The following is a 25965-nucleotide window of genomic DNA, read 5'->3' as shown; positions in this document are numbered from 1 at the left end:
CTTTCGGCCAACTGTGCGGAAAGACGAGACGCGATGACGCTGAGACGCCTCGCCACCTTCCTGAAAACCGAAAGCGCCAGTGGCGTCGTCCTGATGATCGCGGCGGTGCTCGCCCTGATCTGGGCGAACTCGCCGGCGGCCCCGCTGTACGATGCGATCCTGGCGATGAAGGTGGCGGTGACGGCCGGCGGCGTCGGCCTGGACAAGCCGCTGATCCTGTGGATCAACGATGGTCTGATGGCGGTCTTCTTCCTGCTGGTTGGGCTGGAGATCAAGCGCGAGGTGCTGGAAGGCGAGCTGTCCAGCCCGGCCAAGGCGATGCTGCCGGGTATCGCGGCGCTGGGCGGCATGGCGGTGCCGGCGCTGGTCTATTGCCTGTTCGCCCAGGCCGAGCCGGGCGCCTTGCAGGGCTGGGCGATCCCGGCGGCCACCGACATCGCCTTCGCGCTAGGCGTGCTGGCCCTGCTGGGCAACCGGGTGCCGGGCAGCCTGCGCGTCTTTCTGCTGGCGCTGGCGATCATGGACGATCTGGGCGCCATCGTGATCATCGCCGTCTTCTACAGCCATGGGCTGGTGCCGCTGGCGCTGGGGCTGGCGGCGGCATCGGCGGTCGGGTTGTGGCTGCTGAACCGGGCGGGGGTGCGCTCGCTGGCGCCCTATCTGCTGCTGGGGCTGGTCCTGTGGGTGTGCGTGCTGAAATCGGGCATCCATGCGACGCTGGCCGGCGTGGTGCTGGCCTTCGCCATTCCCCTGCGGGTCGAGGACCGTGACGGCAAGAGGGCGCAGGACGCTCCGCTTCATCACCTGGAACATGCACTGCATCCCTGGGTCGCCTTCCTCATCATGCCGATCTTCGCGCTGGCCAATGCCGGCGTGCCGCTGGACGGCATCACCCCCGCCAGCCTGCTGGAGCCGGTGCCGCTGGGTATCGCGCTCGGTCTGTTCCTGGGCAAGCAGGCCGGCGTCTTCCTGGCGGTGTGGATCGCCGTGAAGACCGGCGTGGTGGAGCGGCCGGCCCGCGCCAGTTGGGCGCAGATCTATGGCGTCGCCGTGCTGACCGGCATCGGCTTCACCATGAGCCTGTTCATCGGGACGCTGGCCTTCGCCGATCCGCAGCATGCGGTCGCGGTGCGGCTGGGCGTGCTGACCGGCTCGCTCGCCTCGGCGCTGGCCGGCTACGCGCTGCTCCATGCCGCCGGTACCGTGCGGGGGCGTGCGACGGCCAGGGCAAGCTGAGGCTTGCCGGCTCAGGATTATCGCGGACGATAGTCATTCATGGTATCTGTTGGTGGTGCGAACTTTGTTCCGGAGGGGTGGAACCTGGGGGTGCAGCGGCGGGTTCTTCCCTTGCGGGGAGTCGCGCTGCGGGCGCGGGACCGACTGATCGGGGGACATGCGATGATCGACGCCATCCGCACACGCCGGCACGCCATTGCCGAAGAACCGCCGCCGGGCGGACCGGGCGGCTCGGTCCCCATCGATTTCCAGCGGCTGGAGCGGCTGCGCCGTCTGGCCCGGCTGATGGACACCCGCTGGCGCATTCCCTTCACCCGCATCCCGGTCGGTCTGGACGGCATCGCCAGTCTGGTGCCGGTGGCCGGCGACACCGTGACGGCGGCCGTGTCCGCCTACATCATCATGGAGGCCGCCCGCTTCGACCTGCCAAAGGCGCTGGTGGCCCGCATGGTCTTCAACGTCCTGCTCGACTGGGCGGGCGGGTCGGTTCCGGTGCTGGGCACCGTGTTCGACATCGCCTTCAAGGCCAACCGGATGAACCTGAACCTGCTGCACGAGCATCTGGAACAGCGTCTGGCCGCCGCTGCCGCGAAGCGATGAAAAGGCCGCTTTTGCGATCTTGACGTGGATCAAGGCGGGGGTGGGGGTGCTGCGGCACTCTGTCGCTCATGAACGCCATATCCGCCCTGGCCGTAAAGCCGGCCCCCGCCAACCCGTCCCATTCCCATGGTGTCGCCCACGGCGTGGATCCCGCGCTGCTCGCCAAGTATGACGGGCTGCGGGTGCCGCGTTACACCAGCTACCCGACCGCGCCGCACTTCACGCCCGAGGTGAACGGCGACGTCTATGGCGGCTGGCTGGAGGCGATCGAGCCGTCCCGCTCGGGATCGCTCTACCTGCATGTGCCCTTCTGCCAGAAGATGTGCTGGTACTGCGGCTGCCACACCAAGATCGTCGCGCGCTACGAGCCGATTGCCGAGTATCTCGGCCATATGCGGCGCGAGATCGCCATGGTGGCCGACCGCATTCCCGGCCGGCTGGCGGTGCGTCACATCCATTTCGGCGGCGGCACCCCGACCATGATGGCGCCGGGCGATTTCGAGGCGATGATCGCGCTGCTGCGCGCCCGCTTCGACGTCGCCGCCGATGCCGAACTGGCGGTGGAGATCGACCCCCGCACCCTGACGGCGGAGATGGCGGCGGCGCTGGGCCGCGCCGGGGTCAATCGCGCCTCGCTCGGCGTGCAGGATTTCGACGAGACGGTGCAGCAGGCGATCAACCGCGTCCAGCCGCGCGCCGTCACCGAACAGGCGCTCGCCTGGCTGAAGGACGCCGGCATCACCAGCGTCAACCTCGACCTGATGTACGGCCTGCCGCACCAGTCGGTGGAGAGCGTGACCCGCTCCGCCGAGATCGCGCTTGAGATGGCGCCCGACCGGCTGTCGGTCTTCGGCTACGCCCATGTGCCGTGGATGAAGACCCACCAGAAGAAGATCGACGAGTCGGTTCTGGCCGGTTCGCTCGGCCGCTGGGAGCAGTTCGCCGCCATCGGCGACACGCTGGCCGCCGCCGGCTACAGCGCCATCGGGCTCGACCATTTCGCCCGCCCCGGCGACGAACTGGCGGTGCAGCAGGAGGAAGGGCGGCTGGGCCGCAATTTCCAGGGCTACACCACCGACGATGCCGAGGTGCTGCTGGGCTTCGGCTCGTCCTCCATCGGCGCGCTGCCGCAGGGCTATGTGCAGAACGCCGTGCCCTTCGACCATTATGCCACCGCAATCGAGGAAGGCCGCCTGCCGACCGGCAAGGGCATCGCGCTGACCCGGGACGACAAGGTGCGGCGCGACCTGATCATGCGGCTGATGTGCGACCTGTCGGTCGACACCGCCGCCATCGCCCGTGCTCACGACCTGCCCGAATCCGCCTTCGACGCGGAGCTGGAGGGCATGGCCGATCTGGTCGCCGACGGGGTCGCGGTCGTGGACGGCCGACGCGTCCATGTGCCGGAGACCGCCCGTCCCCTGATGCGCATCGTCGCCGCCCGTTTTGATACACACCTTTCCAAGGGCGCGGGGCGGCACAGCCGGGCGGTCTGATGCCGTTCGGGAAAAAAGGCGGCTGAAAAGAAAAGGCGGCCGGCGCCACCCGCCGACCGCCTTTTCCCGTGCCGCGCGTCCGAACCCACAGGCTACGCGGCAACCTCGTTGATGCCCTGCATCAATGTCCGCAGCATGTCGCCGCTGAGGCGGTTGGACGTGACGCCGCCCGTCTGCTGCTGCGAGCCGCCATAGGCCGCCATCCGCTCCTGTTCCGAGACGTAGCCGTCCTTGTTGGTGTCCAGCGGATCGTAGCTGGTCGTGCCGCCCGCCGATGCGGTGCTGGACGACGAGGATGCGGACGAAGACGACGAGGATGACGAGCTGGAAGAGGTCGAGTCCGTGCTGCCGCTGTCCGAAGCGCTGGTGGTGCTGCTGTCATTGGCGGGCGGCGGTGGCGGCGGCGGACGGTTGTCGTCGGCCTCCTTCAGCGCGTTGGTCAGCTCGTCCTCGGAAATCGACCCGTCCTCGTCGCTGTCGAGGCTGCTGAACAGCGACGCGGCGTCGGTGCTGGACTGGCCGGCGGAGGTCAGGGCGGAGGTCAGCTCGTCCGAACTGATGCCGCCGCTGCTGTCGCTGTCCAGGCTGGAGTAGAGGTTCTGGGCGAGCTGCTGCTGCATGCTGCTCGCCTGCTCCTGCGCCGCCAGCAGGGTGCTGCCGCTGGCGTAATCGAACTGGCTGGAGAAGGAGCTGAACTCCGTCGCGCTCAGCGAGCCGTCCTTGTCGCTGTCCAGGCTGCTGACCAGACTGTCGACCGCCGAGGAGAGCTTGTCGCTGTCGGACGAGGCCGAGGTGCCTTCCAGCGAACTCAGCAGCTCGTCCTTCGACAGCGAGGAGTCGCCGTTGGCGTCCGCCTTGGTGAAGTATTTCTGCAGTGTCGCGGCTGTGCTGGAACTGCCGAGGGAGGAGATCATGGCCGGTGCCCCCATGAAGTGCGTCGTGATGGACTGCCGTTCTGGCGGTGACGTCCTTTGACCGGCGCCGGTGGGGCTTGTCTCGGGCGTCTCGATGGTCAAGATACGCAGGGTGGCTCGTGACTCCTGCGCGGAGGTGGAACGAGAAATATCGAATTTGAGATAATTTTTCAGAACCGGGCGGCCTGCCCCAAAAAGCGCATAGCGAATTTGGGTGCGCTGCGGTGGCGAAGAGGGGGCAGCCTCCTGTATGGTCGCGCCGAAGGTCCTCAACTCCCCTGTTTGCCGCCCCTGTTTGTCCCGCTCCTGCAAAGCACCGTTCCATCTCCAAGGTGAGCGATGATCCGGCGTCTGCGTACCCTTCCCCTGATGGTGGCCCTGGCCACGCTGATGGTTCCCGGCTGCATGCCGTACCAGCGGGTTCCCAATCCGCCGACCGTGCGCACCGCGCCCGACACCGGGACCGGGCTGGAGCCGATCTATGGGGAGTGGCAGGTGGACAAGCCGACGCCGGCCTATGCCCAACCGGCGGGCGGTTCAGGCGTCGTCGCCACGCTGGGGGCGGGCCAGGGGGTGACCACGCTGGGCCGGGTGCGCAACAGCGACTGGGTGGCGGTGAAGGTCGGCGGGTCCACCGCCTATGTCCGGCTGCATCTGCTGAGCCTGAAAGGCAACACCCCGCGCGGCAGCCGCGGCACCTCCACCACCGTGGCTAAGCCCGCCGACAATGCCGGTCCTACCATCAAGGCGGCCCCGCGCGGAAAGATCGGCGCCACGCCCATTGCAAACTGATTTCGAGGCGGTTGGTCACAGAACAAGACAGGAGTCGCAGACTCCCCCTTGGCAGCTGTTCATGATAGAACATATCGGGAACATAAGCCTGCCGAACGGAGCCGAGTCATGCCTGTGCCGTCGCCCCCATCCTCGTCCGCGGAGACTGCGCCGCGCGATCGTGCTGGCGTGCTGGCCGATCTGCGCGCACGCATCCGGCGGATCGAGGGAGCGGGCGGGGAGGGCGGGCGGACCCTGCCGTTCGGCGTCGAGTCGATCGACAATCATCTGCCCGACGGCGGGCTGCCGCTGGGCTGCCTCCATGCGGTGGCGGCGGAGGCTCCGGGGGCGGGCACCGGGTTCGCCGCGGCGCTGCTGGCCCGGCTGGCGACTCCGAGGACGCCGGCGCTGTGGATCCTGCGCGGGCGCGACCTGTATGCCCCGGGGCTGGTCGCCTATGGCCTGACCCCGGACCGTCTGGTGGCCGTGCGGGCGGTGCGGGCGATCGATGCGCAGTGGGCGATGGAGGAGGCGCTGCGCTGCTCCGCCTTGGCGGCGGTGCTGGGCGAGTTGGAGGGGCTGGACCTGACCGCCAGCCGGCGGCTGCAACTGGCCGCCGAGTCGTCGGGAGTGACCGGTTTCCTGCTGGACTTGGGCGCTGCCGCGCCGGGCGGACGCCACCGGCGGTCGGAAGGGCTGAGCGCCGCGGTGACCCGCTGGCGGCTGAAAGCCGTTCCCAGCCTGGATGAGGAGGAGGATACGGCTCCACGCGCCGTCGGCGTCCCGCCGGTGCTGGGCATGCCGTGCTGGTCGGTCGCGCTGGAGCGGTGCCGCGGCGGACGTCCGGGCGACTGGACGCTTGCCTGGGACGGTGTTGGGTGGCGCGACGTGGCGAAATGGAATGGAAGCGGCCTTGGGCAAGCCGCGCAAAGCAACTCGGCGCTATGGCCGGTCAGGCAGCCGATGTCCGACAACCGACAGATTCGCTTGTCGGATCACCGCAAAGTGGCCATTGCCCCAGCCAGGGCGCGTTGAGTGCCGGTCAGTAGTTGGTGGCCCAATCGGGCTCCCGGCGGCCGGGCTGCTCCGTGCCGTCCGGCTCGGTCATCCAGCGCGGGTCATCCGCATCCAGCGGGGCGTAAAGCGGCAACTGGCGGGCGAATTCCGCGCTGTCGGCATCGCGGCGCTGCTTCAGCAGGCGGTCGGCAAGGTGGGCGGGCAGCATGGCAGGTCTCCTTCTGAGCGCCGGATGGCACCGCGGATCAGCCTGACTAAGGCCGGTCCTGGCCCACCCGTCGTCCTGTTTGCCTGGATAATAACTACGCAAGTTCCAGGCCAGCTGTTAAGCGCGTCACACGAGTTCCATGACACACGACTAAGTCTCTACAAACGGTTTATACGAAGCCACTCGAACCCACATGAACCGGTATGACGCTGGGGAATCTGGGGGATCTGTCGTACACGCCGTGGCGGACATCGCCCTTCGATCGGGCATCGCCGCTGTCCCGTGTGAGATGTGTTCCCTTCCGCGTCGTTCCAACCCATATTCGCGGCCAATCCCCTTCAAGGAATGCGTACCTCCCATGCACAGCGCCACCGCACCCGATTCCTGCCCGAACTGCCTAAAGCCTAATCACCTGTGCATTTGTGAGGCAGTGCAGCCGATCGACAACGGCGTGTTCCTGCTGATCCTCCAGCATCCGCAGGAGAAGCGGGAAAATCTGGGCACCGCCCAGATCGCCCATCTGCAATTCGCCAATTCGATGGTGAAGGTCGGGCTGAGCTGGCCGGGCCTGAAGCGCATCCTGGGGCGGGAGGTCGATCCCAAGCGCTGGGGCGTGCTGTATCTCGGCCCGGTGAAGGAGGGCGGCGCTCCCAGGGCGGAGGTGGCGGTGGTCGACAAGAACGGCCAGCCGCTGCGCGACAGTGCCGAGATCCTGGAGGATCTGGAGGGCGTCATCGTCCTGGACGGCACCTGGAGCCAGGCCAAGACCCTCTGGTGGCGCAATGCCTGGCTGCTGAAATGCCGCCGCATCGTGCTGAACCCGCAGTTCCGCTCGCTCTATGGGCAGGCGCGCAAGGAGCCGCGGCGCGACAGCGTCTCCACGCTGGAGGCTGGTGCCTTCCTGCTGTCACGGCTGGAGGGGGACCAGACCATCATGGACACCGCGCTGAAGCCCTTCTCGCTGCTGCTGAAGAAGCTGCGCACCCGCCGCCCGCAGCCGACGCAGCCGCCGGCCGGCGATGCAGCCGAGGCCGAAGGTGAGGGGGAGGTCGGCGGAGAAGCGTGACGGGTCCGGAGAAGGGCGCTGGCCCCGAATGTGATGATCTCGTGTACGAACGGTTGTCGGGTTGACGGCGGCGGGGCGGCGGGTGCCAAATGCGGCTTCCCAGCTCCCCCAGTCTCCCTCCTCCCGCAATCGAACGAGAGAATGATGGCCAGCGATTTCGTGCCTTTCGGCCTGACGGTCTGCGGTCTCAGCGAGCTTTGCAATTTCGGCGGCGGCAAGGTCAGCCATGTGCTGTCGATCCTCGACCCCGATATGACGGAGCCGAGCGACTTCGGCGATTACGGCGAGCATGAGCGGCTGGAACTGCGCTTCCACGACGTCATCGAACCGACCCAGGGACAGATCGCGCCGGAACGGTCGGACGTGGAACGCATCCTGGCCTTCGGCCGCGACCTGCTGGCCGAACCGGTGGACTGCCGCCATCTGCTGGTCCACTGCCATGCCGGCGTGTCGCGCTCCACCGCCGCGCTGACGATGATCCTGGCCCAGGCCCGTCCCGACCTGCCGGCAGCCGACGCGGTGGGGGCGGTGGTCGCCATCCGGGCCCAAACCTGGCCCAACCTGCGCATGATCGAATTCGCCGACGACATCCTCGGCCGCAACGGCGACCTGATCGCCGCTGTGCGTCAGCGCCACCGCACGCTCGGCAAGCAGCGCCCCGAACTGGTTCAATTTATGATCGACAGCGGCCGCATCCGCGAGGTCGAGGATCTGATCGACTGAGGGGCACAGAAGTGAGGGGCGTCATCGCCCCTCACCATGTCTCTCAATAGCCGGCAGACTGGGCGCCGAAGACGCCCTTGGCCCAGGCGCCGACGCGATGCCGCCACTGTTCATGCCAGATATAGACGCTGCCCTTGACCCAGTTCATCTGGATCGCACGGCGCTGGCCTTCAAAGGGATAGTGGCCGTGCCAGGAGGTGTCGCTGCGGCGGAAGCACATCAGGGTGCCTTCCTCCGGCGGAACCTCGGCGGCGTAGTCCTCCAGATTCTGGGAACGCAGGATGCGCAGGCGACCGCCGGTCGCCTCCCAGGGCGGGTTCATGTAGATCAGCACGGTGATGATCTTGCTGGCCGAATCCGGATGGATCTTGCCGTCGGTCGGCCGGCACATGCCGCGCGCCGTGAACATGGTCGGGTATTTTGACAGGTCCAGATTGAACTTGTCGGAGAAGGCCTTGCAGACCTCCGGACCCTTCAGTTCGGCGATCATCCGATCGAAGGCCGGCCCTTGGGGGAAGACGCCCAGCGGGATCGAGCCCGGCCGGTCGACCTTGGGATAGTCGCGGTGCAGCTCTTCAAGATACTCCCGCTTCACGAACCCCGGAACGCACAGGAAATCATAGGGATCGTGCTGCAGGGGGGTGGCGCGGAACTTGTCCAGATCAAGCATGGACATGGGTAGGAAACTCCCAAAGAGCGTGCCGACGGTGGCTTTGCCCCCCAAAACCGGCGTCACTTAACCACGGCGGAGCCATTATGCAACAGGTTTGTCGGGGAAGCACAGTTCCTGCCGCGCCCGCCATTCGGGGCCGACATAGTTGACGATGATCGATTTGCGCACGCCGTCGATTGGGCGCTTCTCGAAACCGTGCCAGGTGTTGCTGCCGGGGATGAAGATCAGCCCCTCGTTGAAGGCGTAGGGCGCGCGGGCGACCACCGTCCGGCTGTCGTCCAGCACGTCGGTGCCCCAGTGCGAGCAGTTCGGCCCTTTCGAGAGATAGATCAGCATCGTGTATTTCTTGACGCCGATGTCGGTGTGCGGTTCCAGCCAGAAGCCATCGGTGTCCTGGCAATATTCGATGCGCAGGCTGGTGCCGGTCAGGTCGACGTCGCAGGTCTTCTGTATGGCGTCCACCACCGGACGGCTCTGGAAGGCCTGGGCCACCGTCTCGCACACCGCGTATCTGGCGCGGTTCTCCGCGCCGAAATAGGTGCGCGACGCGTTGTTGGTCTCGCGCTTGCCATAGGTGTCGGACACCGGGGGCGGGCCCCAGGGCAGGTCCGCGATGGCGTCGGCGGCCTCTACCGGCAGCGCTTCGGACAGCAGCCAGTGATTGTACGGCTGGTCGAACAGCCGGCTGTTCTCCAGGCAACGCAGGAAGGAGGAGGAAACGGCGTCGGGGGTGGTCATGGTGGCGGAAGTTCCGGATGGAAGGACGGCCCCGGACCGTGTCTGTGAGACGGCCGGTTTGCCAGCGCTTATGGCACGGTCCGCGGCGGAACTCTGCCTCCAAACTGGTCGTACCAGCGGGGTGCGCGCATTGGTCGCGCCGCACCCCGCGTGCTGGTCAGGACAGCCCGAATCGCTTGCGGTGAGCCGATAGGCGGCGGCGCACCTCGTCGGCCACCACCTCCGTCTCGTTCAGCGGCTGATAGTCCCACTGGTCCAGCGAGCCGTCGAAGGGCCGTGCGATGCCATCCTGGTACAGACCGTCATGGAAGGCGCGGAACTTGGGCGATCCGCCCTCCAGTTCGATCACATAGACCGGCTTGCCGGTGGAGCAGGCTTCCGAGATCATCGACACGCTGTCGCAGGTCACCACCACGGCGTCGGCAAGGCCGAGATAGGCGAAGTAGGGATTCTCGCCGCTGCCGTCCCACACCTCCGCCGGCAGGTCGGACAGGCGGGCGCGCAGGATCGCCTCGTTGTCGGCGCCGGTGCGGCGCGACGGGGTGACCATCAGCCCGGCGCCATGGCTGCGCGTCAGGTTGGCCAGCCGTTCGGCCACGTCACCCATGATGGTCGGCGTCAGGCGGTAGACGCCGTTGTCGCCGCCGATCAGCACGGCGATGCGCGGGTGCGGCAGATGGGCCAGACGGGGGCCGAACCGCTCCGCCGCGTCGGCCAGGGTGGCGGGCGTCACCCGGTGCAGGGCGCCGCGGGTCACCATAACGTTCTCGGCGCGCAGCTTGTCGTGGCGCGGCACGACGATCAGGTCGAAATGCCGCGGGTTCATCACCGGATCCTGGATCTGGACGGTGAAGGTGCGGCCGCCAGACAGCTTGCGGACGGCCAGCGAGACAGCGATGGACTGCCGTCCGGTGCCGATCAGCAGGTCGGGCCAGGGCGGCTCCACCGGATCGCCCTTGGGACCGGCGGCGAACCGGTTGCCGACGCGCAGGTAGGGGGTCAGCTGGCGCCAGGGCGTGCGCAGGTGCACGCGCTTGACGATCGGCGTCAGGCCAAGCGACTCCGCCAGACCGATGCATTGGTTTTCCATGCCGGCCTTGCCGTCCGACACGACCCAGCAGGTCAGGGGGGGGCTGGTCAAAGGTTGCATGAGAACTCGGATCGTTGAAGCTGCGAAGGGTGTTGCGGCGAAAAGACCGTCATCCGGGTTGCTTGCCCTTGCGGGGGTTTCCGTCTTGGCGTAGACACCATGCCCGTGTAATATCCTTTCTCCAAATCACCCCCGGAGCGACCGAGTAAAACCATGCGGCGGGTCAAACTCGACCGAATTGACCGTCGGATTCTGCGCGATCTGCAGAACGACGGCCGGATGACCAATGTGGAGCTTGCCCGACGTGCCGGCATCTCCGCTCCGCCCTGCCTGCGCCGCGTCCGCGCGCTGGAGGAGGCGGGATTCATCCGTGGCTACCACGCCGACGTCAACCCCGATGCACTGGGGTTCGGCGTCACGGTGTTCGCCCAGGTCGGCCTCAGCAGCCAGGCCGAAGCGGACCTAAAGAAATTCGAGGAGCTCGTCAACAGCTGGCCGCTGGTTCGTGAGTGCAACATGCTGGCCGGCGAATATGATTTTGTGCTGAAGATCGTGGCGGAGGACTGGGACGACTACCAGCGCTTCCTGACGACCAAGCTGACGGCGGCGCCAAACGTCGCCCATGTGAAGTCGGCGCTGTCGATCCGCACCAGCAAGCACACCCCCGGCGTTCCCATCGACGTCGATTCGCCCGACATCCCGGAAGGGACGGAGGACGACGAGGACGAGGATTACGCCGAGGACGAGGCAGAGACGCCCGCACGCGCCACCCGGCGCTGAGCGGGACCTACAAGTCTGCTTTAGAAGGAAGATGCGGCGAGCGCCTGGATCAGGCCCGCCGCCGCTCCCCCCGCCACCACCCAGTGGATCGCCACGCTCCGGCGGGTCAGCGCGTAGAGCGCTGTCAGCATGATCGCCCAGGCCCAGATCAGGTTGCCTGCCGTATGCTGCCCGTCCGGCATCAGCACCGCCATCCCCAGATAGACGCCCAGATTCAGGATCACCCCGACCACCGCCGCGGCGATGGCGGCCAGCGCCCCTGCGGCCAGACGGTTGTGGATCAGCCGCTCCAGATAGGGGGCGCCGGCGAAGATGAACAGGAAGCAGGGCAGGAAGGTGACGTAGGTCGTCAGCGCCGACCCCAGCGTCCCCGCCAGCGCCGGCGACAGAGCGCCCGGCCGGTTCCAGCCGGCGAAGAAGCCGACATATTGCGTGACCAGGATCAGCGGCCCCGGAGTCGTCTCGGCCAGCGCCAGACCGTCTATCATCTCCCGCGAACTGAGCCAGCCATAGCTGTCCACCGCCTGCCCGGCGATGTAGGGCAGTACCGCATAGGCCCCGCCGAAGGTGACGAAGGCCGCCTTGGTGAACAGCGCCGCGACTCCGCGCCAGGGATCGGGTCCGAAGGCCAGCAGGATCGCCCCAACCGGCACCACCCACAGCACCACGCCCAGCGCCAGCAGGACCAGCAGGCGGCCTGTCCTGGGGGCCGGCTCCGCCGTCAGGTCGGCGGCGTCATCGTCATCGGCCACCGGATGGGGATGGGCGAACCAGTGATGGCCCAGACGCGCCGCCACGCCCCCTACCACCGCCGCGGCGCCGATCACCAGCGGGAAGGGCAGGTGCAGCAACGCCAGTGCCAGGAAGGCGGCACCGGCCATGGCGACGGCGGGCGGCCCCTTCAGCGTGCGGCGGCCCAGCCGCCAGACCGCGGCGGCGATGATCGCCACCACCGCCGGCTTGATGCCGTCGAACAGCGCACCGACCAGCCCGGTGTCGCCATGGGCGGCGGCGATCCAGGACAGGGCCAGCAGCACCAAGGCACCCGGCAGAACGAACAGCCCGCCAGCCAACAGCCCGCCGCGCACGCCATACATCCGCCAGCCGATGTAGGTGGCGAGCTGCTGCGCCTCCGGTCCCGGCAGCAGCATGCAGAAGTTCAGCGCGTGCAGGAACCGGGTCTGGTCGATCCAGCGGCGGCGGTCGACCAGTTCGCTCTGCATCATCGCGATCTGTCCGGCCGGCCCGCCGAAGCTGGTCAGCCCCAGCCGCAGCCAGTAGAGACAGAAGGTGAAGAAGGGCGGAGCGGGGGAGGGGGCGGTGGACGGATGGGGAGATGGGGAGTCGCTCATGGTTGAGCAGCCTAGCGTAAACACGGCAACAGCGCAGCCTTCGCCATCGGGCGGAATCGCCATTGGGGACAATTGCCGGGCGCCCATGGCCTTCCGCATCGCAGAGGTTTAATATTGCAACCGCGAGCGCCGCCGTCGGGGCCGGCGCCGGAAGTCGGGGACGCTGCAGAATGAAGGCTTCCACCCGCGGTCTTGCGGCTGTGTTGGGGGCGGCGCTGTGTGCCGGTGTCGGGGTGAGCACTGTTGGCGGGCTGACCCTGTCCGCAGGGCCGGCACAGGCCGCGGTCGGCGTCCATGCCGAGGAGATTGTGCGGTTTCCCTCCGTCGACGGGGATCTGACCGGTGGCGCGCCGACGATGCTGAGCGGCCGGCTGCTGCGCCCGGCGGGGAACGGCCCGCATCCGGCGGTGGTGATGCTGCATGGCTGCGGCGGCCTCTATGCCCGCAACGGCCGGGTGTCGCCGCGCCATGTCTGGTGGGCCACCCATTTGCAGCGTCAGGGCTACGAGGTGCTGATGGTCGACAGCTTCGGCCCGCGCGACGTGGAGGAGGTCTGCACCACCGCGCTGAAGGATCGCACCGTCCGTGCCACGGTGGAGCGCAAGCGTGATGCCTGGGCGGCCCTGGCCTTCCTGCGCAAGCGGCCGGAGGTGGATCACGAGCGCATCGGCCTGATCGGCTGGTCGCAGGGAGCGGGCACGGTGATGGCCGCCTATGGTGCCGGCGAGGATGGACCGGCCGGAACCGAGGAGAGCGGCTTCCGCGCCGCCGTGGCTTTCTATCCCGGCTGCAAGGCGGCGCTGAGCAACGAGGATTGGCAGCCCGACGGCCCGCTGCTGCTGCTGGTCGGCGGCAAGGACGACTGGACCCCGCCGGAGAGCTGCGTCGAACTGTCCGGCCGCGACGGGGTCAAGGGCAAGGTCGATCTGGTGGTCTACCCCGACGCCTATCACGGTTTCGACTCGCCGGACGCCCCGGTGCGCAAGCGCAAGAACCTTGCCACCGCGCCCGGCGGCACCGCCCATGTCGGCACGGATGAGGACGCCCGCTCGGATGCGATCCGGCGGGTGAACGAATTCTTCAAGGAAAAGCTTGGGGGGTGAAGAGCGGGTTTTCTCCCTCTCCCGGGGTGGGAGAGGGAGGAGTAAAAAACCCTTAACGGAACTCGACCGAAACGATCTCGTACAGCTTGGAACCGCCGGGGGTAGATACCTCGACGCTGTCGCCGACGGACTTGTTGATCAGGGCGCGGGCCAGCGGCGCCTGGATCGACAGAAGGCGGTTCTTGATGTCGCTCTCGTCCTGGCCGACGATCTGATAGGTCGTCTCCTCGTCCGTGTCCTGGTCGGCCAGGGTCACGGTCGCGCCGAACTTCACGGTGCTGCCGGTCAGCTTGGCCGGGTCGATGACCTCGGCGCGGCTGATCTTGTCCTCAAGCTCAAGCACGCGGCCTTCGATGAAGCTCTGACGTTCACGCGCCGCGTGGTACTCGGCGTTTTCCGAAAGGTCGCCATGTTCGCGGGCTTCCGCGATGGCTTTGATGACCGCCGGGCGTTCGGTGATCTTAAGGTGCTTCAATTCCTCCTGGAGGCGGTTGAAGCCCGCCGCTGTCATCGGAACTTTTTCCATGTTCGGTCCATCACCGCTTGCAGTCGTTCGACCTGTCCAAAGCGACATCAAGGACGAAGACGGCGCGGAGGAGGTCCGCCGCGCCGTCGTCCGTCCTTAATACGATCCGCTAAGGTACGACTGCAACGGGGCGACTTCAAGGCTGCCGTTCCGGAGTGCGGCAATCGCTTCCACCGCCGCGCGTGCTCCTGCCACCGTCGTATAGTACGGAATGTTGTAGGTCAGCGCGGTGCGACGCAGGCTGAAGCTGTCGGACAGCGCCTGGGCGCCTTCCGTGGTGTTGATGACCAGATGCACGTTCCCGTTGATCATGGCGTCGACGATGTGCGGCTGGCCTTCGACCACCTTGTTGATGGTCTCCGCCGGCACGCCGGCCTCGCTCAGCACCTTGGCGGTGCCGGAGGTGGCGAGGATGCGGAAGCCCATCTCGTGCAGCTTCTTGGAGATCACCGCCAGCGCCGGCTTGTCGTGGTCCTTGACCGAGACGAAGACGCTGCCCTTGACCGGCAGGGTGACGCCGGCGCCAAGCTGCGCCTTGGCGAAGGCGAGCGCGAAGTTGTGGTCGAGGCCCATGACCTCGCCTGTCGACTTCATCTCAGGGCCGAGCACGATGTCGACGCCGGGGAAGCGGGCGAAGGGGAAGACCGCTTCCTTGACCGCGGTGTGCGGGGGGGTCGGACCGTTCAGGGTGAAGGAGGACAGCTTCTCCCCGGCCATGACGCGGGCGGCGATCTTGGCGATGGCGGTGCCGGTGGCCTTGGCGACGAAGGGCACCGTGCGGCTGGCGCGCGGGTTGACCTCCAGGATGTAGACGGTTCCGGCCTTGACCGCGAACTGCACGTTCATCAGGCCGACCACCTTGAGCGCGCGGGCGAGCGCATCCGACTGGCGGTTGATCTCGGCGATGGTGTCGGCAGGCAGCGTGTAGGGCGGCAGGGCGCAGGCGCTGTCGCCGGAATGGATGCCGGCCTCTTCGATATGCTCCATCACGCCGGCGACATAGACGTCGGTGCCGTCGCAGACGACGTCGACATCGACCTCGATGGCGTCCTGCAGATAGCTGTCGATCAGCACCGGGTTCTTGCCCGACACCTGCACGGCGGTGCCCATGTAGCGCTGGAGCCCGGCCATGTCGTGGACGATCTCCATCGCCCGGCCGCCCAGCACGTAGGACGGACGGATGACGACCGGGAAGCCGATGCGGGCTGCGACCGCCTCGGCCTCTTCCAGCGAGCGGGCGAGGCCGTTGGCCGGCTGCTTCAGGTTCAGCTCATGCAGCAGCTTCTGGAAGCGCTCGCGGTCTTCGGCCAGGTCGATGGCGTCGGGCGAGGTGCCCAGGATCGGAATGCCCGCGGCCTCCAGGGCGGCGGCGAGCTTCAGCGGGGTCTGGCCGCCGAACTGCACGATGCAGCCCAGCACGGTGCCGTTGCGCTGCTCGACCCGCACCAGCTCCACCACGTCCTCGGCCGTCAGCGGCTCGAAATACAGGCGGTCGGCGGTGTCGTAGTCGGTGGAGACGGTCTCCGGGTTGCAGTTGACCATGATGGTCTCGATGCCGGCCTCCTGCAGGGCGTAGACGGCATGGACGCAGCAATAGTCGAACTCGATGCCCTGGCCGATGCGGTTCGGACCGCCGCCGAGGATGACGACCTTGCGCTTGTCGGTCGGGTCGGACTCGCACTCGGCCTCGCCGGTCCCATCGGTCTCGTAGGTCGAGTACATGTAGGGGGTGGCCGACGCGAATTCGGCGGCGCAGGTGTCGATGCGCTTGTAGACCGGGGTGATGCCAGCCATGCGGCGGGATGCTGCGACGGCGGCTTCGGTGGTCTTGGCCAGCTCGGCCAGACGGGCGTCGGAGAAGCCCATCTGCTTCAGCTTCAGCCAGCCGGCCTTGTCGGTCGGCAGGCCGTCGGCGCGGATCGTCGCCTCGCGGTCGGTGATCGCCTTGATCTGCTCCAGGAACCACGGGTCGTACTTGGAGACGGCCTGGACCTCGTCCACGGTGAAGCCGTGGCGGAAGGCCTGGGCGATCACAAGCAGGCGGTCAGGCGTCGGCGTGGCGAGCGCGCCGCGGATGGCGGTGCGGTCCGGATTTTCCTCCCCGCCGATCTTCACCTCGTTGAAGCCGGTCAGGCCGGTCTCCATCGAGCGCAGCGCCTTCTGCACCGATTCCTGGAAGGTGCGGCCGATCGACATCGCCTCGCCCACCGACTTCATCGAGGTGGTCAGCAGCGGCTCCGAGCCCTTGAACTTCTCGAAGGTGAAGCGCGGCATCTTGGTGACGACGTAGTCGATCGTCGGCTCGAAGCTCGCGGGCGTGGTGCCGGTGATGTCGTTGGTCAGCTCGTCCAGCCGGTAGCCGACGGCCAGCTTGGCGGCGATCTTGGCGATGGGGAAGCCGGTGGCCTTCGACGCCAGCGCCGAGGAGCGCGACACGCGGGGATTCATCTCGATGACGATCAGGCGGCCGTTGGCCGGGTTGACCGCGAACTGGACGTTCGAGCCGCCGGTGTCGACGCCGATCTCGCGCAGCACGGCGATCGAGGCGTCGCGCATGATCTGGTATTCTTTGTCGGTCAGCGTCAGCGACGGCGCCACCGTGATCGAGTCGCCGGTGTGGACGCCCATCGGGTCGATGTTCTCGATGGCGCAGACGATGATGCAGTTGTCGGCGCCGTCGCGCACGACCTCCATCTCGTATTCCTTCCAGCCCAGCACCGATTCCTCGATCAGCACCTCGCCGACCGGGCTGGCGCGCAGGCCGCCGCGCACGATGTCCTCGAACTCCGCCCGGTTGTAGGCGATGCCGCCGCCGGTGCCGGCCAGCGTGAAGCTGGGACGGATGATGGCGGGGAGACCGACGAATTCCAGCGCGTCCATCGCCTCGTCCAGCGTGCGGACCATGCGCGACTTCGGCGATTCGAGGCCCAGCTTGTCCATGGCGTCGCGGAACAGGATGCGGTCCTCGGCCTTGGCGATGACGTCGCGCTTGGCGCCGATCATCTCCACCCCGAGCCGCTCCAGCGTGCCGTCGTCGGACAGCGCCATCGCCGTGTTCAGCGCGGTCTGGCCGCCCATGGTCGGCAAGAGCGCGTCAGGACGCTCCTTCTCCAGGATCTTGGCGACGACGGCCGGGGTGATCGGCTCGATGTAGGTGGCGTCGGCCAGACCGGGATCGGTCATGATGGTGGCCGGGTTGGAGTTGACGAGGATGACCCGGTAGCCTTCCTCGCGCAGCGCCTTGCAGGCCTGGACGCCGGAATAGTCGAACTCGCAAGCCTGTCCGATGACGATCGGACCCGCGCCGATGATGCAGATGGATTTGATGTCGGTGCGTTTGGGCATGGGTCCGCTTCTCTGAAGTGTGGTCAGCCGAAAACCCCCCGGCGCCGGGGGACCGGAGACGGAGAGCGGGGATGGGCATGTCGTGCAAGGCCCCCTTATAGGGGGTTCGGGGCCGGGGGGGAAGGGGTGGCATGGATGTCACCCTCGCATGACTGAATCTCGGGCGCGGCACCTCCGGCCCATGCGGCCCTTGAACCGATGGGGAAAGGGACGCATCAATTCCCATTCTCCCGCTTCGCATACCCATTGGAGATATGCCCCGATGAGCCACGCATTCGCCAAGGACAGTCGCGCCTGCGCCGCCTGCGTCTCGTGGGGCGGCGAGCGCGCGCTGTCGGAGGACAACACGCTGGTGTACGTCGCCCGCCACGGGGTGGAAGGGGAGTGCCGCACCGCCAGCAGCCAGGACTACCGCCGCATCACCAAGGGCTATCATACCTGCACCGCCTGGGCGCCGTTGCCGATGCTGAAGAAGCATGGCGGACGGATCGGCCACACGCCGGCCGGGCAGGCGCACACTCCGGTCACCGCGGCGGCTTCGCGGCCAATCCTGCAACCGGTCTCCCAGCCGGTGCCGGCGGCAGCGGCCTTCGCTTCGGTGCCGGTGGCGACTCCGATGCTGGACCTGCCGCCGCCGCCCTGCCGGGCGGACGTGATCGACGTGGAGCAGACGCCTCAGGTCCGCATTCTTTACACTCATTGGGTGCGGCTGAAGCGCAAGCGCCGCATGCCGCTGGCGACGGAGATCGACACTGCCCAGGTCCGCGAAAGCGTGCCGCGCATCGCCCTGATGGAGCCGACCGCCGACGGCAGCGATTTCGTCTACAAGTCCTGCGGCCGCGCCCTGCAACGCCGGTTGGCCGAACGGCCGACGACGCGGCGGGTGAGCGACTGCCATCCCGAGCAGGCGGCGCAGCGCTGGCTGTCCGACCTGCGCGCCTGTCTGGAGAGTGGCGAGCCGCGTTGCCTGCTGGTGCGCGACGACCCGATGCTGCCGGGGTCGAAGTTCGTCGAACTGCTGCTGCCGCTGGCCGATGTCGAGGGCGGTCCGGCGACGCGTGTGCTGGCGTACCGCCATGTGCCGGGTGGTTGAGGGGGGGGCAATGGACGGCGCGCAAAGGGGAGAAGGACCGAAGGGGGAAGGCCCAGGGCCGGAGATCGTCGGCGTCTGGCCGGCGGCGGTGTGGATCATCGTCGGTGCCGGGCATTACCTGAACGATCCCGACCATTTCGCCGGCTGGAAGGGCGCCTTGTACTTCGTGCTGGGCACCGGGCTGGTGGCACTGGTCGGCGGCATCGCCAGCCTGTCTGCCCGCCGCACCGTCGCCGGCATCCAGGAACGCCTGCTGAAGGAGGTGCGCCATCGGCGCGATTGGGCGAGTTGGTGGGTGGCGCTGGCACTGCGCGGACTGGTTGGACTTGGCGAGGCGGTTCTGGTGACGCTGCTGGCGCTGTCGGTGGTGGCGATGCTGGGGTGATGATGGCGCCCTGATGATGAATGGTTCCGGTAAAAATGGATTGAGGGTGATTGCTCTCTGCCTGTTGGTTTCTGTATCGGCTGTTCTGGCGGGGTCGTTCTTCTACTTTTATGTCTATGCGAATTTGTTTTTCGACATGTGCGAGGTCGAAACGTTCGGGGCGAATCCTTCGCCGGATGGCAGGTTGTCGGTGGTCGTATATTCGATCGACTGTGGCGCGACCGCCGGCTTCGACACCCGGGCCGGCCTGATTCCGGCAGGCGAGGGAACCGATCCGCAAAACAGCAAGCAATTCCTGCATGTGCGGGGCCGGCATGGCTTGCAGGTCAGATGGATCGACGCGGCGACCGTCGAGATCGCCGCCTTCGATGGTACGAAGGCCTTCGACGGGCAGAACATCGTTCAGCGCGAAAATTTCATGCAAGGGGTCGCCATTTCCTATCGGTGACACCTGCGGATTCGGGGGAGCGGGGGATGGCTGGCAAGGGAATTGGCAAGGCGATCGGGTGGAGCGCTCTTCTGGCGATACTGTTTCTGCCGATGATGGGGGAGGACGCGTCGGCCAACGACAGCACCGGCTTTCAAGGCACTGGCGGAATCGAGCTGACCAGGACCGACGTGATCGAGATGCGGTCGGAGGATCTGTCGATCGGGATGGACGAGATCCGCGTCTCCTACGTCTTCCGCAATGTCAGCGACCATCCGGTCGAAACGCTGGTGGCCTTTCCGCTTCCGGATCTCGACCTGTCGCCGGGATTGACGGCGTCGGCCTGGACCTTTCCCAAGCCGGCCGATGATTTCCTCGATTTCCGCCTGTGGATCGATGACCGGCCGGTGCGGCCCTCTCTGGAGCGGCGCGCCATCTTCCAAGGCCGGGATGTGACGGCGACGGTGGAGGCGGCGGGGGCGCTGGGCATGACGCCCTGGGCGCCGGGCGCCTATGACGGCTACGCGCGGACACTGGATCCGGCGGCGCTGGCCCGGCTGCGCGATGCCGGCCTGATCCGGAATGGCGACGATGACAACAACCCGCAATGGACGCTGCGCACCCGTTATTTCTGGACGCAGACCTTTCCGCCGGGGCGCGATGTGCGGGTCCGCCATGTCTACCGGACCTTCCTGGGTCATTCCCTTCTCGGCGATGTGAACGAGATCGACGGCCGCGGCGTGGTCGGACGGCTTGTCGGAGAGGTGACCGGGACAGTGAACGCGACGGGAGATGACCGCTATTGCCTGGATGCGGCGACGCGGCGGACCGTGGCGACGGTCCAGGCGAAATATCCGCCGCCCGCCATGCCCTATGGCGCTGCGGAGATCGAATATATCCTGACCACGGCCCGCAACTGGCGCGGCCCGATCGGACGCTTCCACCTGACCATCGACAAGGGCGCTCCGGAAAACATCGTATCTCTGTGTTGGAATGGCTTGATCAAGACCGGTCCGACGACCTTCGAATCGACGATCACCGATTTCGTTCCCGACCGCGACATCCGCCTGCTGTTGTTTGTCCGGGGCAAAACTCCCTGACTCCCGCTCGCCCGTCTCGCCGGCGGCGTTTCCCGTGAAACGGCAACAGCCCCGCTCCTTCCGGAAGCGGGGCTGTTGCCTTGCTCGGACGCTTACTTCTGGCTGGTCTTCATGCTCCAGCCCGGCTCAATCCCCTGCATGTCGGGCAGGTGGTGGGCGATGCCCTTGTGGCAGTCGATGCAGGTGTTCTGTCCGGTGAACAGATAGGTCTCGTGCATCTTGGCGGCGCGCGGATTCTGTTTGGTGATGTCCATCGAGTCGGCGCTGTGACAGTTGCGGCATTCCAGCGAGTTGTTCGCCTTCAGCCGCGCCCATTCGTGCTCGGCCAGTTCGCGGCGCTTGTCCAGGAACTTCTCGCGCGTGTCGATGGTGCCGAAGATCTTGCCCCAGACCTCCTTCGACGCCTGCATCTTGCGGGCGATCTTGTCGGTCCACTGGTGCGGGACGTGGCAGTCCGGGCAGCTGGCGCGCACGCCGGAGCGGTTCGTGAAGTGGATGGTCTGCTTCAGCTCCTCATAGGGATTGTCGCGCATCTCGTGGCAGCTGATGCAGAAGGCTTCCTTGTTGGTGGCCTCCAGAGCGGTGTTGAAGCCGCCCCAGAAGACGACGCCGGCGATGAAACCGCCCAGCGTCAGGAAGCCTAGGCCGAAATGGACGCTGGGGCGGGCGAACAGCCGCCACAGGCACAGCACTGCGTCGCGGATTTTCATTTCTGGCCGCCTTGGGCATGGCCCAGGACCGAGTCGAAGTCTTGGAAGCTGTTGGGAACGATCGGCTGGGCGTCGGTCTGTGGCACGTGGCATTGGGTGCAGAAGTAGCGGCGCGCCGCCACCGTGCCCAGCGTCTGGCCGTCACGGTCCTGGAAATGGGTGACCGACAGCATCGGCGCCTGCGAGCCGGCCGTGTTGCGGCGGTCGTGGCAGGTCAGGCACTTGTTGATGTTCAGGTCGATCTGATAGTCGCGGATGGCATGCGGGATCAGCGGCGGCTGGTCGGCGTAGTTGCGCACGCGCTTCTGGTCGTCGGTGATCTCGCGGTGGGTCGCCTCGGCTGGCACGTCCAGCGTGATCGGATGGTTGGTGGAGGGGACCTTGATCCCCCCCACTGTGCCGGTGCCGCTGGAAACCGCGGGCTTGTCGGCGGCCACGCCGCTGGTGGCGACGCCGATGGTCAGGGCCGGGATGCCGGCCAGCAGGGCCAGCGCGGCGATCAGGAAACGGGTCTTCATGATGCCGGCACTCCTCAGGCGTTCACGACGGGCGTGATCTTGACCGCGCATTTCTTGAAGTCGGTCTGCTTGCTGATGGGATCGGTGGCGTCCAGCGTCACCTTGTTGATGAGGACCGTCTGGTCGAAGAAGGGAACGAAGACCAGACCCCGCGGCGGCTTGTTGCGCCCGCGCGTCTCGACCCGCACCCGCACCTCGCCACGGCGGGAGGTGACGCGCACTTCCTGGCCGCGCCGGACATTCAATTCCTTGGCGTCGTCAGGGTGCATGAACACCACGGCATTCGGGAAGGCCTTGCGCAGTTCGGGAACCCGCATGGTCATCGACCCGCTGTGCCAATGCTCGATCACGCGGCCGGTCGACAGCCAGAACGGATAGTCGGCGTCGGGCGCCTCGGCCGGCGGCTCGTAGGGCAGGGCGAAGACATTCGCCTTGCCGTCCTTGTTGCCGTAGAAGCGCATGCCCTCGCCCGCCTTGACGTACGGGTCGGAGCCCTCGCGGTAGCGCCACTTGGTCTCCTTGCCATCCACCACCGGCCAGCGCAGGCCGCGTTCCTGGTGGTACAGCTCGAAGGGTGCCAGATCATGGCCATGGCCGCGGCCGAAGGAGGCGTATTCCTCGAACAGCCCCTTCTGGACGTAGAATCCGGCGTCCTTGGCCTCGAAGTTATTGTAGTTCTGGTCGAGGTCGGACAGCGGGAAGCGGTCGACCTGACCGTTGCGGAACAGCACCTCGTACAGCGTCTTGCCGCGATATTCCGGCTTCTTGTTCAGAAGTTCCTCCGGCCACACCTCCTCGATGCGGAAGCGCTTGGAGAACTCCATGATCTGCCACAGGTCGGACCGCGCGCCGTCCGGCGCATCGACCAGCTGGCGCCACAGCTGGGTGCGGCGCTCGGCATTGCCGTAGCCGCCCTCCTTTTCCACCCACATGGCGGTGGGCAGGATCAGGTCGGCGGCCAGCGCCGTGACGGTCGGGTAGGGGTCGGAGACGACGATGAAGTTTTCCGGGTTGCGGTAGCCGGGGAAGGTCTCCTTCGCCGTGTTCGGGGCCGTCTGCATGTTGTTGTTGCACATGACCCAGTAGGCATTGAGCTTGCCGTCCTTGAGCATGCGATCCTGCTGGACGGCGTGATAGCCGATCTTGTCGGGGATGGTCCCCTCCGGCAGCTTCCAGATTTCCTCGGCGTGGCGGCGGTGCTCGGGGTTGGTCACCACCATGTCGGCCGGCAGCCGGTGGGAGAAGGTGCCGACCTCGCGCGCGGTGCCGCAGGCCGACGGCTGGCCGGTTAGCGAGAAGGGGCCGTTGCCGGGCTGGGAAATCTTTCCGGTCAGCAGGTGGATATTGTAGCAGAGGTTGTTGGCCCAGACGCCGCGGACATGCTGGTTGAAGCCCATGGTCCAGAAGGACACGACCTTCACCTTCGGGTCGGCATACAGCTCGGCCAGCGCCTCCAGCCGGTTCTTCGGCACGCCCGACAGCTCATGCGCCTTGTCCAGCGTGTAGGGCTCGACGAACTTGGCGAACTCCTCGAAGCTGATCGGGTCGGAGTCGTTGGCCTTGTCGGCGTTCTTCGCCTTCTTCTCCAAGGGGTTGTCGGGACGCAGGCCGTAGCCGATGTCGTCGCGGCCGCGCTTGAAGTTGCAGTGCTTTTCGACGAACTCCTTGTTCACCCGGCCGGTCTTGATAATGTGGTTGGCGATGTAGTTCAGGATCGCCAGATCGGAGCCGGGGGTGAAGACCAGGCCGATGTCGGCGAGGTCGAAGCTGCGGTGCTCGTAGGTCGACAGGACGGCGACCTTGCAGCCAGGGTGGCTGAGGCGGCGGTCGGTGACGCGAGTCCACAGGATGGGGTGCATCTCCGCCATGTTGGAGCCCCACAGCACGAAGGCGTCGGCCTGCTCCATGTCGTCGTAGCAGCCCATCGGCTCGTCCATGCCGAAGGTGCGCATGAAGCCGGCAACCGCCGACGCCATGCAGTGGCGGGCGTTCGGGTCGAGGTTGTTGGAGCGCAGGCCGGCCTTCATCAGCTTGGAGGCGGCATAGCCCTCATAGATGGTCCACTGGCCGGAGCCGAACATGCCGACGGCGGTCGGACCCTTCTTCTTCAGGGTCTCCTTCCACTTGGCGGCCATGATGTCGAAGGCGGCGTCCCAGCTGATCGGCTCGAACTCGCCGTCCTTGTCGAACTTCCCGTCCTTCATGCGCAGCAGCGGCTGGTTCAGCCGGTCCTCGCCATACATGATCTTGGACAGGAAATAGCCCTTCACGCAGTTCAGGCCGCGGTTCACCTCGGCCTTCACGTCGCCGTGGGTGGCGACAACGCGGCCGTCCTTGACGCCGACCATCACGCTGCAACCGGTGCCGCAGAAGCGGCAGGGGGCCTTCGACCAGTTCAGCTTGGCGCCCTCACCGGTCAGGATGTTGGCGGCGGAGGCGGGCAGCGAAATTCCGGCCGCCGCGGCGGCGGCAGCGGCGGCTTGCGCCTTCAGGTAATCGCGGCGGGACAGAAACATGCGGGGAACTCCAGTCTCGGAGGAAATTCGGTCGGAAATGGGCGGATGCGGCGCGCCCGGAGGACACCGGTCAGGAGGTGCCGTCAGGCAGCGTCGATCGCGTCCGCGGGTTCGTAGTGGTGGTAGACCATGGTGGTGGTGTGCACGCCGGGGACGGCGTTCAGCACGGCGATGCGGTCCACCACCTCGGCAGCGCTGGCGGTGACCAGCGTCACGACGGCCTTGCCGTTCTCCGATGCGCACCACTCCAGTCCGGCGACGGCGTTCGCCGCCTCGCGCACCGCGTCGGTGCGGTCGGGGCTGTGCTGGATGACGAGGCTGGAGATGTGGACTTCGGGGGCGCGGGGCATATCGGTCCTCGGGGGGCGGCGGACTCAGTGGGTGAGGATCTGGTACATCCAGATCGAGAAGCCGTAGGCGGCGACGGTGCCGACGGCGATCACCGGCCAGACCAGCACCGCCAGCCACAGGAACATCAGCCCCTCGGCCCGGCGGGTCGGGGCCGGTGCTGAGTCGGTCGCCTTCCGGTCGGACGGATGGGACAGGACGGGAGAACTGATGGGCCTCATGGCGGCACTCTCGGTCGGAGCGGGAATGGGTCAGGCCGGCCCCGGATGCCAACCCTTCGGGTTGGTCCTTAGGTACCGGTTTTCGGCCCTTAGTATCGATACTTTCCGGTGGGCTGCAATTGACACAGGTCAAGCGGGGCCGTTTGTTGCCTGTGACGGAATGGCGCCTTTCGCCGCGCAGGCGCTGCGGCTTTTGCTGCGCTAGACTGCCGCGGAGGTCTTCAACCGAAGCCCTGGCCGGGAATGGAATGGGTCATGGACTTGCTGCGCTCTTACTGGTCGCCGGCCGAACTGGTGACCAACGGGCTGATTCTCCTACATCTTCTGGGGGCTTTGGCGGTCGGGCTGCTGCTGGGGTACGAGCGTAGCTATCACGGGCGGGCGGCCGGGATGCGGACCTACGGACTGGTCTGTCTGGCGTCGGCCGCGCTGACGGTGGTCAACGCCTATCCTTCGATGTGGTATGGCGGCATCGGGACGCGGGGGGGTGCGCATGGGGTTGCCCTGACCGGGGATCCGACGCGCGTGATCCAGGGCATCGTCACCGGCATCGGCTTCCTCGGCGCCGGGGTCATCATGCGCGAAGGGCTGTCGATCCGCGGCTTGTCCACAGCCGCCTCGATCTGGGCGACCTCGGCGATCGGCATCACCATCGGGCTTGGCTTCTATGCGGTCGCCATTGCCGCCGCACTGCTGACCATTCTGGTGATGAGCTTCCTGCGGCCGGTCGAGCGCCTGCTGCCCCACCAGTCGGTGGTCCATCTGACACTGGTGTTTCCGCGCGACAAGGCGCCGCCACCGGAGGAATTGCGGATGCAGGCCAAGAAACATGGTTTCGAGGTGGTCGACTGGGCCTTCCACCTCGCCAACGGCAGTGGCCAATTCGAATGCCAGCTGGTGCTTCAGGGCAAGGGCGACCCCGATCCGATGGCGCTGGTCAGCGCCCTCGCCTCGACCGACACGGTGGTGGAGTTCAAGCTGTCCCCCTCGCGTATTTGAAGCGAGCGGA

Annotated in this window: 27 protein-coding genes; 14 read left to right on the top strand and 13 right to left on the bottom strand. The window is 66.9% G+C overall.

Annotated features, from left to right (window positions below; all coding sequences use genetic code 11):
• Nucleotides 1-33 precede the first annotated feature (33 nt).
• From nhaA to hemN, 3 genes are all read left to right on the top strand, one after another.
• Nucleotides 34-1236, top strand: coding sequence for a Na+/H+ antiporter NhaA (nhaA, locus tag E6C72_RS03390; RefSeq protein ID WP_109085071.1), 1203 nt, complete (start codon nucleotides 34-36; stop codon nucleotides 1234-1236).
• A gap of 162 nt (nucleotides 1237-1398) precedes the next feature.
• Complete coding sequence (locus tag E6C72_RS03385; RefSeq protein WP_109085070.1) at nucleotides 1399-1836, top strand: DUF4112 domain-containing protein; 438 nt, start codon at nucleotides 1399-1401, stop codon at nucleotides 1834-1836.
• Between the two features lie 68 nt (nucleotides 1837-1904).
• Nucleotides 1905-3332 carry an oxygen-independent coproporphyrinogen III oxidase gene (hemN, locus tag E6C72_RS03380; protein ID WP_199228713.1) on the top strand — a complete coding sequence of 476 codons (1428 nt, stop codon included), beginning with the start codon at nucleotides 1905-1907 and terminating at the stop codon, nucleotides 3330-3332.
• 92 nt (nucleotides 3333-3424) lie between these two features.
• On the opposite strand, the gene xopAW is transcribed toward hemN, so the two are convergent.
• Nucleotides 3425-4246 carry an EF-hand domain-containing protein gene (gene xopAW, locus E6C72_RS03375; RefSeq protein WP_158280127.1) on the bottom strand — a complete coding sequence of 274 codons (822 nt, stop codon included), beginning with the start codon at nucleotides 4244-4246 and terminating at the stop codon, nucleotides 3425-3427.
• A gap of 339 nt (nucleotides 4247-4585) precedes the next feature.
• Here xopAW and E6C72_RS03370 point away from each other — a divergent pair, with 339 nt between their 5' ends.
• Both E6C72_RS03370 and E6C72_RS03365 read left to right on the top strand, forming a co-directional pair.
• Nucleotides 4586-5038 (top strand): SH3 domain-containing protein, encoded by a 453-nt coding sequence (locus E6C72_RS03370; protein WP_109085068.1) that lies wholly within the window; start codon nucleotides 4586-4588, stop codon nucleotides 5036-5038.
• Nucleotides 5039-5146: 108 nt separating this feature from the next.
• Nucleotides 5147-6052 carry an ImuA family protein gene (locus E6C72_RS03365; RefSeq protein ID WP_109085067.1) on the top strand — a complete coding sequence of 302 codons (906 nt, stop codon included), beginning with the start codon at nucleotides 5147-5149 and terminating at the stop codon, nucleotides 6050-6052.
• 7 nt (nucleotides 6053-6059) lie between these two features.
• Here the strand turns inward: E6C72_RS03365 and E6C72_RS03360 are convergent, their stop codons facing one another.
• The gene (locus tag E6C72_RS03360; protein ID WP_109085066.1) at nucleotides 6060-6242 is read right to left on the bottom strand and encodes a hypothetical protein; all 183 of its coding nucleotides are present in this window, start codon (nucleotides 6240-6242) and stop codon (nucleotides 6060-6062) included.
• 430 nt (nucleotides 6243-6672) lie between these two features.
• On the opposite strand from E6C72_RS03360, the gene E6C72_RS03355 reads away from it, so the two are divergent.
• Nucleotides 6673-7308 (top strand): DTW domain-containing protein, encoded by a 636-nt coding sequence (locus tag E6C72_RS03355; RefSeq protein WP_247875587.1) that lies wholly within the window; start codon nucleotides 6673-6675, stop codon nucleotides 7306-7308.
• A gap of 141 nt (nucleotides 7309-7449) precedes the next feature.
• Nucleotides 7450-8031: a tyrosine phosphatase family protein gene (locus tag E6C72_RS03350; protein WP_247875586.1), complete on the top strand. Its 582-nt coding sequence runs from the start codon at nucleotides 7450-7452 to the stop codon at nucleotides 8029-8031.
• 43 nt (nucleotides 8032-8074) lie between these two features.
• Here the strand turns inward: E6C72_RS03350 and E6C72_RS03345 are convergent, their stop codons facing one another.
• The 3 genes from E6C72_RS03345 to E6C72_RS03335 form a co-directional block, all read right to left on the bottom strand.
• Nucleotides 8075-8707 (bottom strand): 2OG-Fe(II) oxygenase, encoded by a 633-nt coding sequence (locus E6C72_RS03345; RefSeq protein WP_109085064.1) that lies wholly within the window; start codon nucleotides 8705-8707, stop codon nucleotides 8075-8077.
• A 78-nt stretch (nucleotides 8708-8785) separates the two neighbouring features.
• A complete protein-coding gene (locus tag E6C72_RS03340) occupies nucleotides 8786-9442 on the bottom strand; it encodes a 2OG-Fe(II) oxygenase (protein WP_109085063.1) in 657 nt (218 codons plus the stop codon).
• 157 nt (nucleotides 9443-9599) lie between these two features.
• Nucleotides 9600-10592 (bottom strand): mitochondrial fission ELM1 family protein, encoded by a 993-nt coding sequence (locus tag E6C72_RS03335; RefSeq protein ID WP_109085062.1) that lies wholly within the window; start codon nucleotides 10590-10592, stop codon nucleotides 9600-9602.
• A 153-nt stretch (nucleotides 10593-10745) separates the two neighbouring features.
• Between E6C72_RS03335 and E6C72_RS03330 the strand changes: the two genes are divergently transcribed.
• The gene (locus E6C72_RS03330; RefSeq protein ID WP_109085061.1) at nucleotides 10746-11312 is read left to right on the top strand and encodes an Lrp/AsnC family transcriptional regulator; all 567 of its coding nucleotides are present in this window, start codon (nucleotides 10746-10748) and stop codon (nucleotides 11310-11312) included.
• A gap of 20 nt (nucleotides 11313-11332) precedes the next feature.
• On the opposite strand, the gene chrA is transcribed toward E6C72_RS03330, so the two are convergent.
• Nucleotides 11333-12664 (bottom strand): chromate efflux transporter, encoded by a 1332-nt coding sequence (chrA, locus tag E6C72_RS03325; protein WP_109085060.1) that lies wholly within the window; start codon nucleotides 12662-12664, stop codon nucleotides 11333-11335.
• Between the two features lie 170 nt (nucleotides 12665-12834).
• Between chrA and E6C72_RS03320 the strand changes: the two genes are divergently transcribed.
• Nucleotides 12835-13767, top strand: a complete 933-nt coding sequence (locus E6C72_RS03320; protein WP_247875585.1) for a dienelactone hydrolase family protein — start codon at nucleotides 12835-12837, stop codon at nucleotides 13765-13767.
• Between the two features lie 52 nt (nucleotides 13768-13819).
• On the opposite strand, the gene greA is transcribed toward E6C72_RS03320, so the two are convergent.
• Nucleotides 13820-14293, bottom strand: a complete 474-nt coding sequence (gene greA / locus E6C72_RS03315; RefSeq protein ID WP_012972887.1) for a transcription elongation factor GreA — start codon at nucleotides 14291-14293, stop codon at nucleotides 13820-13822.
• Nucleotides 14294-14389: 96 nt separating this feature from the next.
• Nucleotides 14390-17638: a carbamoyl-phosphate synthase large subunit gene (gene carB / locus E6C72_RS03310; protein ID WP_109085058.1), complete on the bottom strand. Its 3249-nt coding sequence runs from the start codon at nucleotides 17636-17638 to the stop codon at nucleotides 14390-14392.
• A gap of 262 nt (nucleotides 17639-17900) precedes the next feature.
• Between carB and E6C72_RS03305 the strand changes: the two genes are divergently transcribed.
• The 4 genes from E6C72_RS03305 to E6C72_RS03290 are packed head-to-tail and all read left to right on the top strand — an operon-like array spanning nucleotide 17901 to nucleotide 20643.
• A complete protein-coding gene (locus tag E6C72_RS03305; protein ID WP_109085057.1) occupies nucleotides 17901-18731 on the top strand; it encodes a hypothetical protein in 831 nt (276 codons plus the stop codon).
• A 10-nt stretch (nucleotides 18732-18741) separates the two neighbouring features.
• Complete coding sequence (locus E6C72_RS03300; protein ID WP_136700643.1) at nucleotides 18742-19116, top strand: hypothetical protein; 375 nt, start codon at nucleotides 18742-18744, stop codon at nucleotides 19114-19116.
• Between the two features lie 13 nt (nucleotides 19117-19129).
• Entirely contained in the window at nucleotides 19130-19564 is a 435-nt protein-coding gene (locus tag E6C72_RS03295) for a hypothetical protein (RefSeq protein ID WP_136700641.1), read from the top strand.
• Between the two features lie 26 nt (nucleotides 19565-19590).
• Nucleotides 19591-20643, top strand: a complete 1053-nt coding sequence (locus tag E6C72_RS03290) for a DUF4424 family protein (protein ID WP_109085054.1) — start codon at nucleotides 19591-19593, stop codon at nucleotides 20641-20643.
• A gap of 92 nt (nucleotides 20644-20735) precedes the next feature.
• Here E6C72_RS03290 and E6C72_RS03285 read toward each other — a convergent pair whose 3' ends face one another.
• The 5 genes from E6C72_RS03285 to E6C72_RS03265 form a co-directional block, all read right to left on the bottom strand.
• Nucleotides 20736-21353 (bottom strand): NapC/NirT family cytochrome c, encoded by a 618-nt coding sequence (locus tag E6C72_RS03285; RefSeq protein ID WP_109085053.1) that lies wholly within the window; start codon nucleotides 21351-21353, stop codon nucleotides 20736-20738.
• Entirely contained in the window at nucleotides 21350-21871 is a 522-nt protein-coding gene (locus E6C72_RS03280) for a nitrate reductase cytochrome c-type subunit (RefSeq protein ID WP_169055123.1), read from the bottom strand. Before E6C72_RS03280 ends, E6C72_RS03285 begins: the two co-directional genes overlap by 4 nt.
• A 14-nt stretch (nucleotides 21872-21885) precedes the next feature.
• Nucleotides 21886-24387 carry a nitrate reductase catalytic subunit NapA gene (gene napA / locus E6C72_RS03275; RefSeq protein WP_109085051.1) on the bottom strand — a complete coding sequence of 834 codons (2502 nt, stop codon included), beginning with the start codon at nucleotides 24385-24387 and terminating at the stop codon, nucleotides 21886-21888.
• Between the two features lie 83 nt (nucleotides 24388-24470).
• Nucleotides 24471-24737 carry a chaperone NapD gene (locus E6C72_RS03270; RefSeq protein WP_109085050.1) on the bottom strand — a complete coding sequence of 89 codons (267 nt, stop codon included), beginning with the start codon at nucleotides 24735-24737 and terminating at the stop codon, nucleotides 24471-24473.
• 24 nt (nucleotides 24738-24761) lie between these two features.
• Nucleotides 24762-24956, bottom strand: coding sequence for a periplasmic nitrate reductase, NapE protein (locus E6C72_RS03265; RefSeq protein ID WP_109085049.1), 195 nt, complete (start codon nucleotides 24954-24956; stop codon nucleotides 24762-24764).
• 255 nt (nucleotides 24957-25211) lie between these two features.
• On the opposite strand from E6C72_RS03265, the gene E6C72_RS03260 reads away from it, so the two are divergent.
• Nucleotides 25212-25955 carry an MgtC/SapB family protein gene (locus E6C72_RS03260; RefSeq protein WP_109085086.1) on the top strand — a complete coding sequence of 248 codons (744 nt, stop codon included), beginning with the start codon at nucleotides 25212-25214 and terminating at the stop codon, nucleotides 25953-25955.
• The last annotated feature ends 10 nt before the right edge of the window (nucleotides 25956-25965 follow it).

This window comes from Azospirillum sp. TSH100, from assembly GCF_004923295.1.
In the GTDB taxonomy this organism is placed as follows: Bacteria; Pseudomonadota; Alphaproteobacteria; order Azospirillales; family Azospirillaceae; genus Azospirillum.
This window is presented reverse-complemented; position numbering and strand designations above follow the sequence as displayed.

What these genes read in the sequence shown, in the direction of transcription:
- nhaA (WP_109085071.1), top strand. Translation starts at nt 34, where the DNA reads ATGACGCTGAGACGCCTCGCCACCTTCCTGAAAACCGAAAGCGCCAGT.
- E6C72_RS03385 (WP_109085070.1), top strand. Translation starts at nt 1,399, where the DNA reads ATGATCGACGCCATCCGCACACGCCGGCACGCCATTGCCGAAGAACCG.
- hemN (WP_199228713.1), top strand. Translation starts at nt 1,905, where the DNA reads ATGAACGCCATATCCGCCCTGGCCGTAAAGCCGGCCCCCGCCAACCCG.
- xopAW (WP_158280127.1), bottom strand. Translation starts at nt 4,246, where the DNA reads ATGATCTCCTCCCTCGGCAGTTCCAGCACAGCCGCGACACTGCAGAAA.
- E6C72_RS03370 (WP_109085068.1), top strand. Translation starts at nt 4,586, where the DNA reads ATGATCCGGCGTCTGCGTACCCTTCCCCTGATGGTGGCCCTGGCCACG.
- E6C72_RS03365 (WP_109085067.1), top strand. Translation starts at nt 5,147, where the DNA reads ATGCCTGTGCCGTCGCCCCCATCCTCGTCCGCGGAGACTGCGCCGCGC.
- E6C72_RS03360 (WP_109085066.1), bottom strand. Translation starts at nt 6,242, where the DNA reads ATGCTGCCCGCCCACCTTGCCGACCGCCTGCTGAAGCAGCGCCGCGAT.
- E6C72_RS03350 (WP_247875586.1), top strand. Translation starts at nt 7,450, where the DNA reads ATGATGGCCAGCGATTTCGTGCCTTTCGGCCTGACGGTCTGCGGTCTC.
- E6C72_RS03345 (WP_109085064.1), bottom strand. Translation starts at nt 8,707, where the DNA reads ATGTCCATGCTTGATCTGGACAAGTTCCGCGCCACCCCCCTGCAGCAC.
- E6C72_RS03340 (WP_109085063.1), bottom strand. Translation starts at nt 9,442, where the DNA reads ATGACCACCCCCGACGCCGTTTCCTCCTCCTTCCTGCGTTGCCTGGAG.
- E6C72_RS03335 (WP_109085062.1), bottom strand. Translation starts at nt 10,592, where the DNA reads ATGCAACCTTTGACCAGCCCCCCCCTGACCTGCTGGGTCGTGTCGGAC.
- E6C72_RS03330 (WP_109085061.1), top strand. Translation starts at nt 10,746, where the DNA reads ATGCGGCGGGTCAAACTCGACCGAATTGACCGTCGGATTCTGCGCGAT.
- chrA (WP_109085060.1), bottom strand. Translation starts at nt 12,664, where the DNA reads ATGAGCGACTCCCCATCTCCCCATCCGTCCACCGCCCCCTCCCCCGCT.
- E6C72_RS03320 (WP_247875585.1), top strand. Translation starts at nt 12,835, where the DNA reads ATGAAGGCTTCCACCCGCGGTCTTGCGGCTGTGTTGGGGGCGGCGCTG.
- greA (WP_012972887.1), bottom strand. Translation starts at nt 14,293, where the DNA reads ATGGAAAAAGTTCCGATGACAGCGGCGGGCTTCAACCGCCTCCAGGAG.
- carB (WP_109085058.1), bottom strand. Translation starts at nt 17,638, where the DNA reads ATGCCCAAACGCACCGACATCAAATCCATCTGCATCATCGGCGCGGGT.
- E6C72_RS03305 (WP_109085057.1), top strand. Translation starts at nt 17,901, where the DNA reads ATGAGCCACGCATTCGCCAAGGACAGTCGCGCCTGCGCCGCCTGCGTC.
- E6C72_RS03300 (WP_136700643.1), top strand. Translation starts at nt 18,742, where the DNA reads ATGGACGGCGCGCAAAGGGGAGAAGGACCGAAGGGGGAAGGCCCAGGG.
- E6C72_RS03295 (WP_136700641.1), top strand. Translation starts at nt 19,130, where the DNA reads ATGATGAATGGTTCCGGTAAAAATGGATTGAGGGTGATTGCTCTCTGC.
- E6C72_RS03290 (WP_109085054.1), top strand. Translation starts at nt 19,591, where the DNA reads ATGGCTGGCAAGGGAATTGGCAAGGCGATCGGGTGGAGCGCTCTTCTG.
- E6C72_RS03285 (WP_109085053.1), bottom strand. Translation starts at nt 21,353, where the DNA reads ATGAAAATCCGCGACGCAGTGCTGTGCCTGTGGCGGCTGTTCGCCCGC.
- E6C72_RS03280 (WP_169055123.1), bottom strand. Translation starts at nt 21,871, where the DNA reads ATGAAGACCCGTTTCCTGATCGCCGCGCTGGCCCTGCTGGCCGGCATC.
- napA (WP_109085051.1), bottom strand. Translation starts at nt 24,387, where the DNA reads ATGTTTCTGTCCCGCCGCGATTACCTGAAGGCGCAAGCCGCCGCTGCC.
- E6C72_RS03270 (WP_109085050.1), bottom strand. Translation starts at nt 24,737, where the DNA reads ATGCCCCGCGCCCCCGAAGTCCACATCTCCAGCCTCGTCATCCAGCAC.
- E6C72_RS03265 (WP_109085049.1), bottom strand. Translation starts at nt 24,956, where the DNA reads ATGAGGCCCATCAGTTCTCCCGTCCTGTCCCATCCGTCCGACCGGAAG.
- E6C72_RS03260 (WP_109085086.1), top strand. Translation starts at nt 25,212, where the DNA reads ATGGACTTGCTGCGCTCTTACTGGTCGCCGGCCGAACTGGTGACCAAC.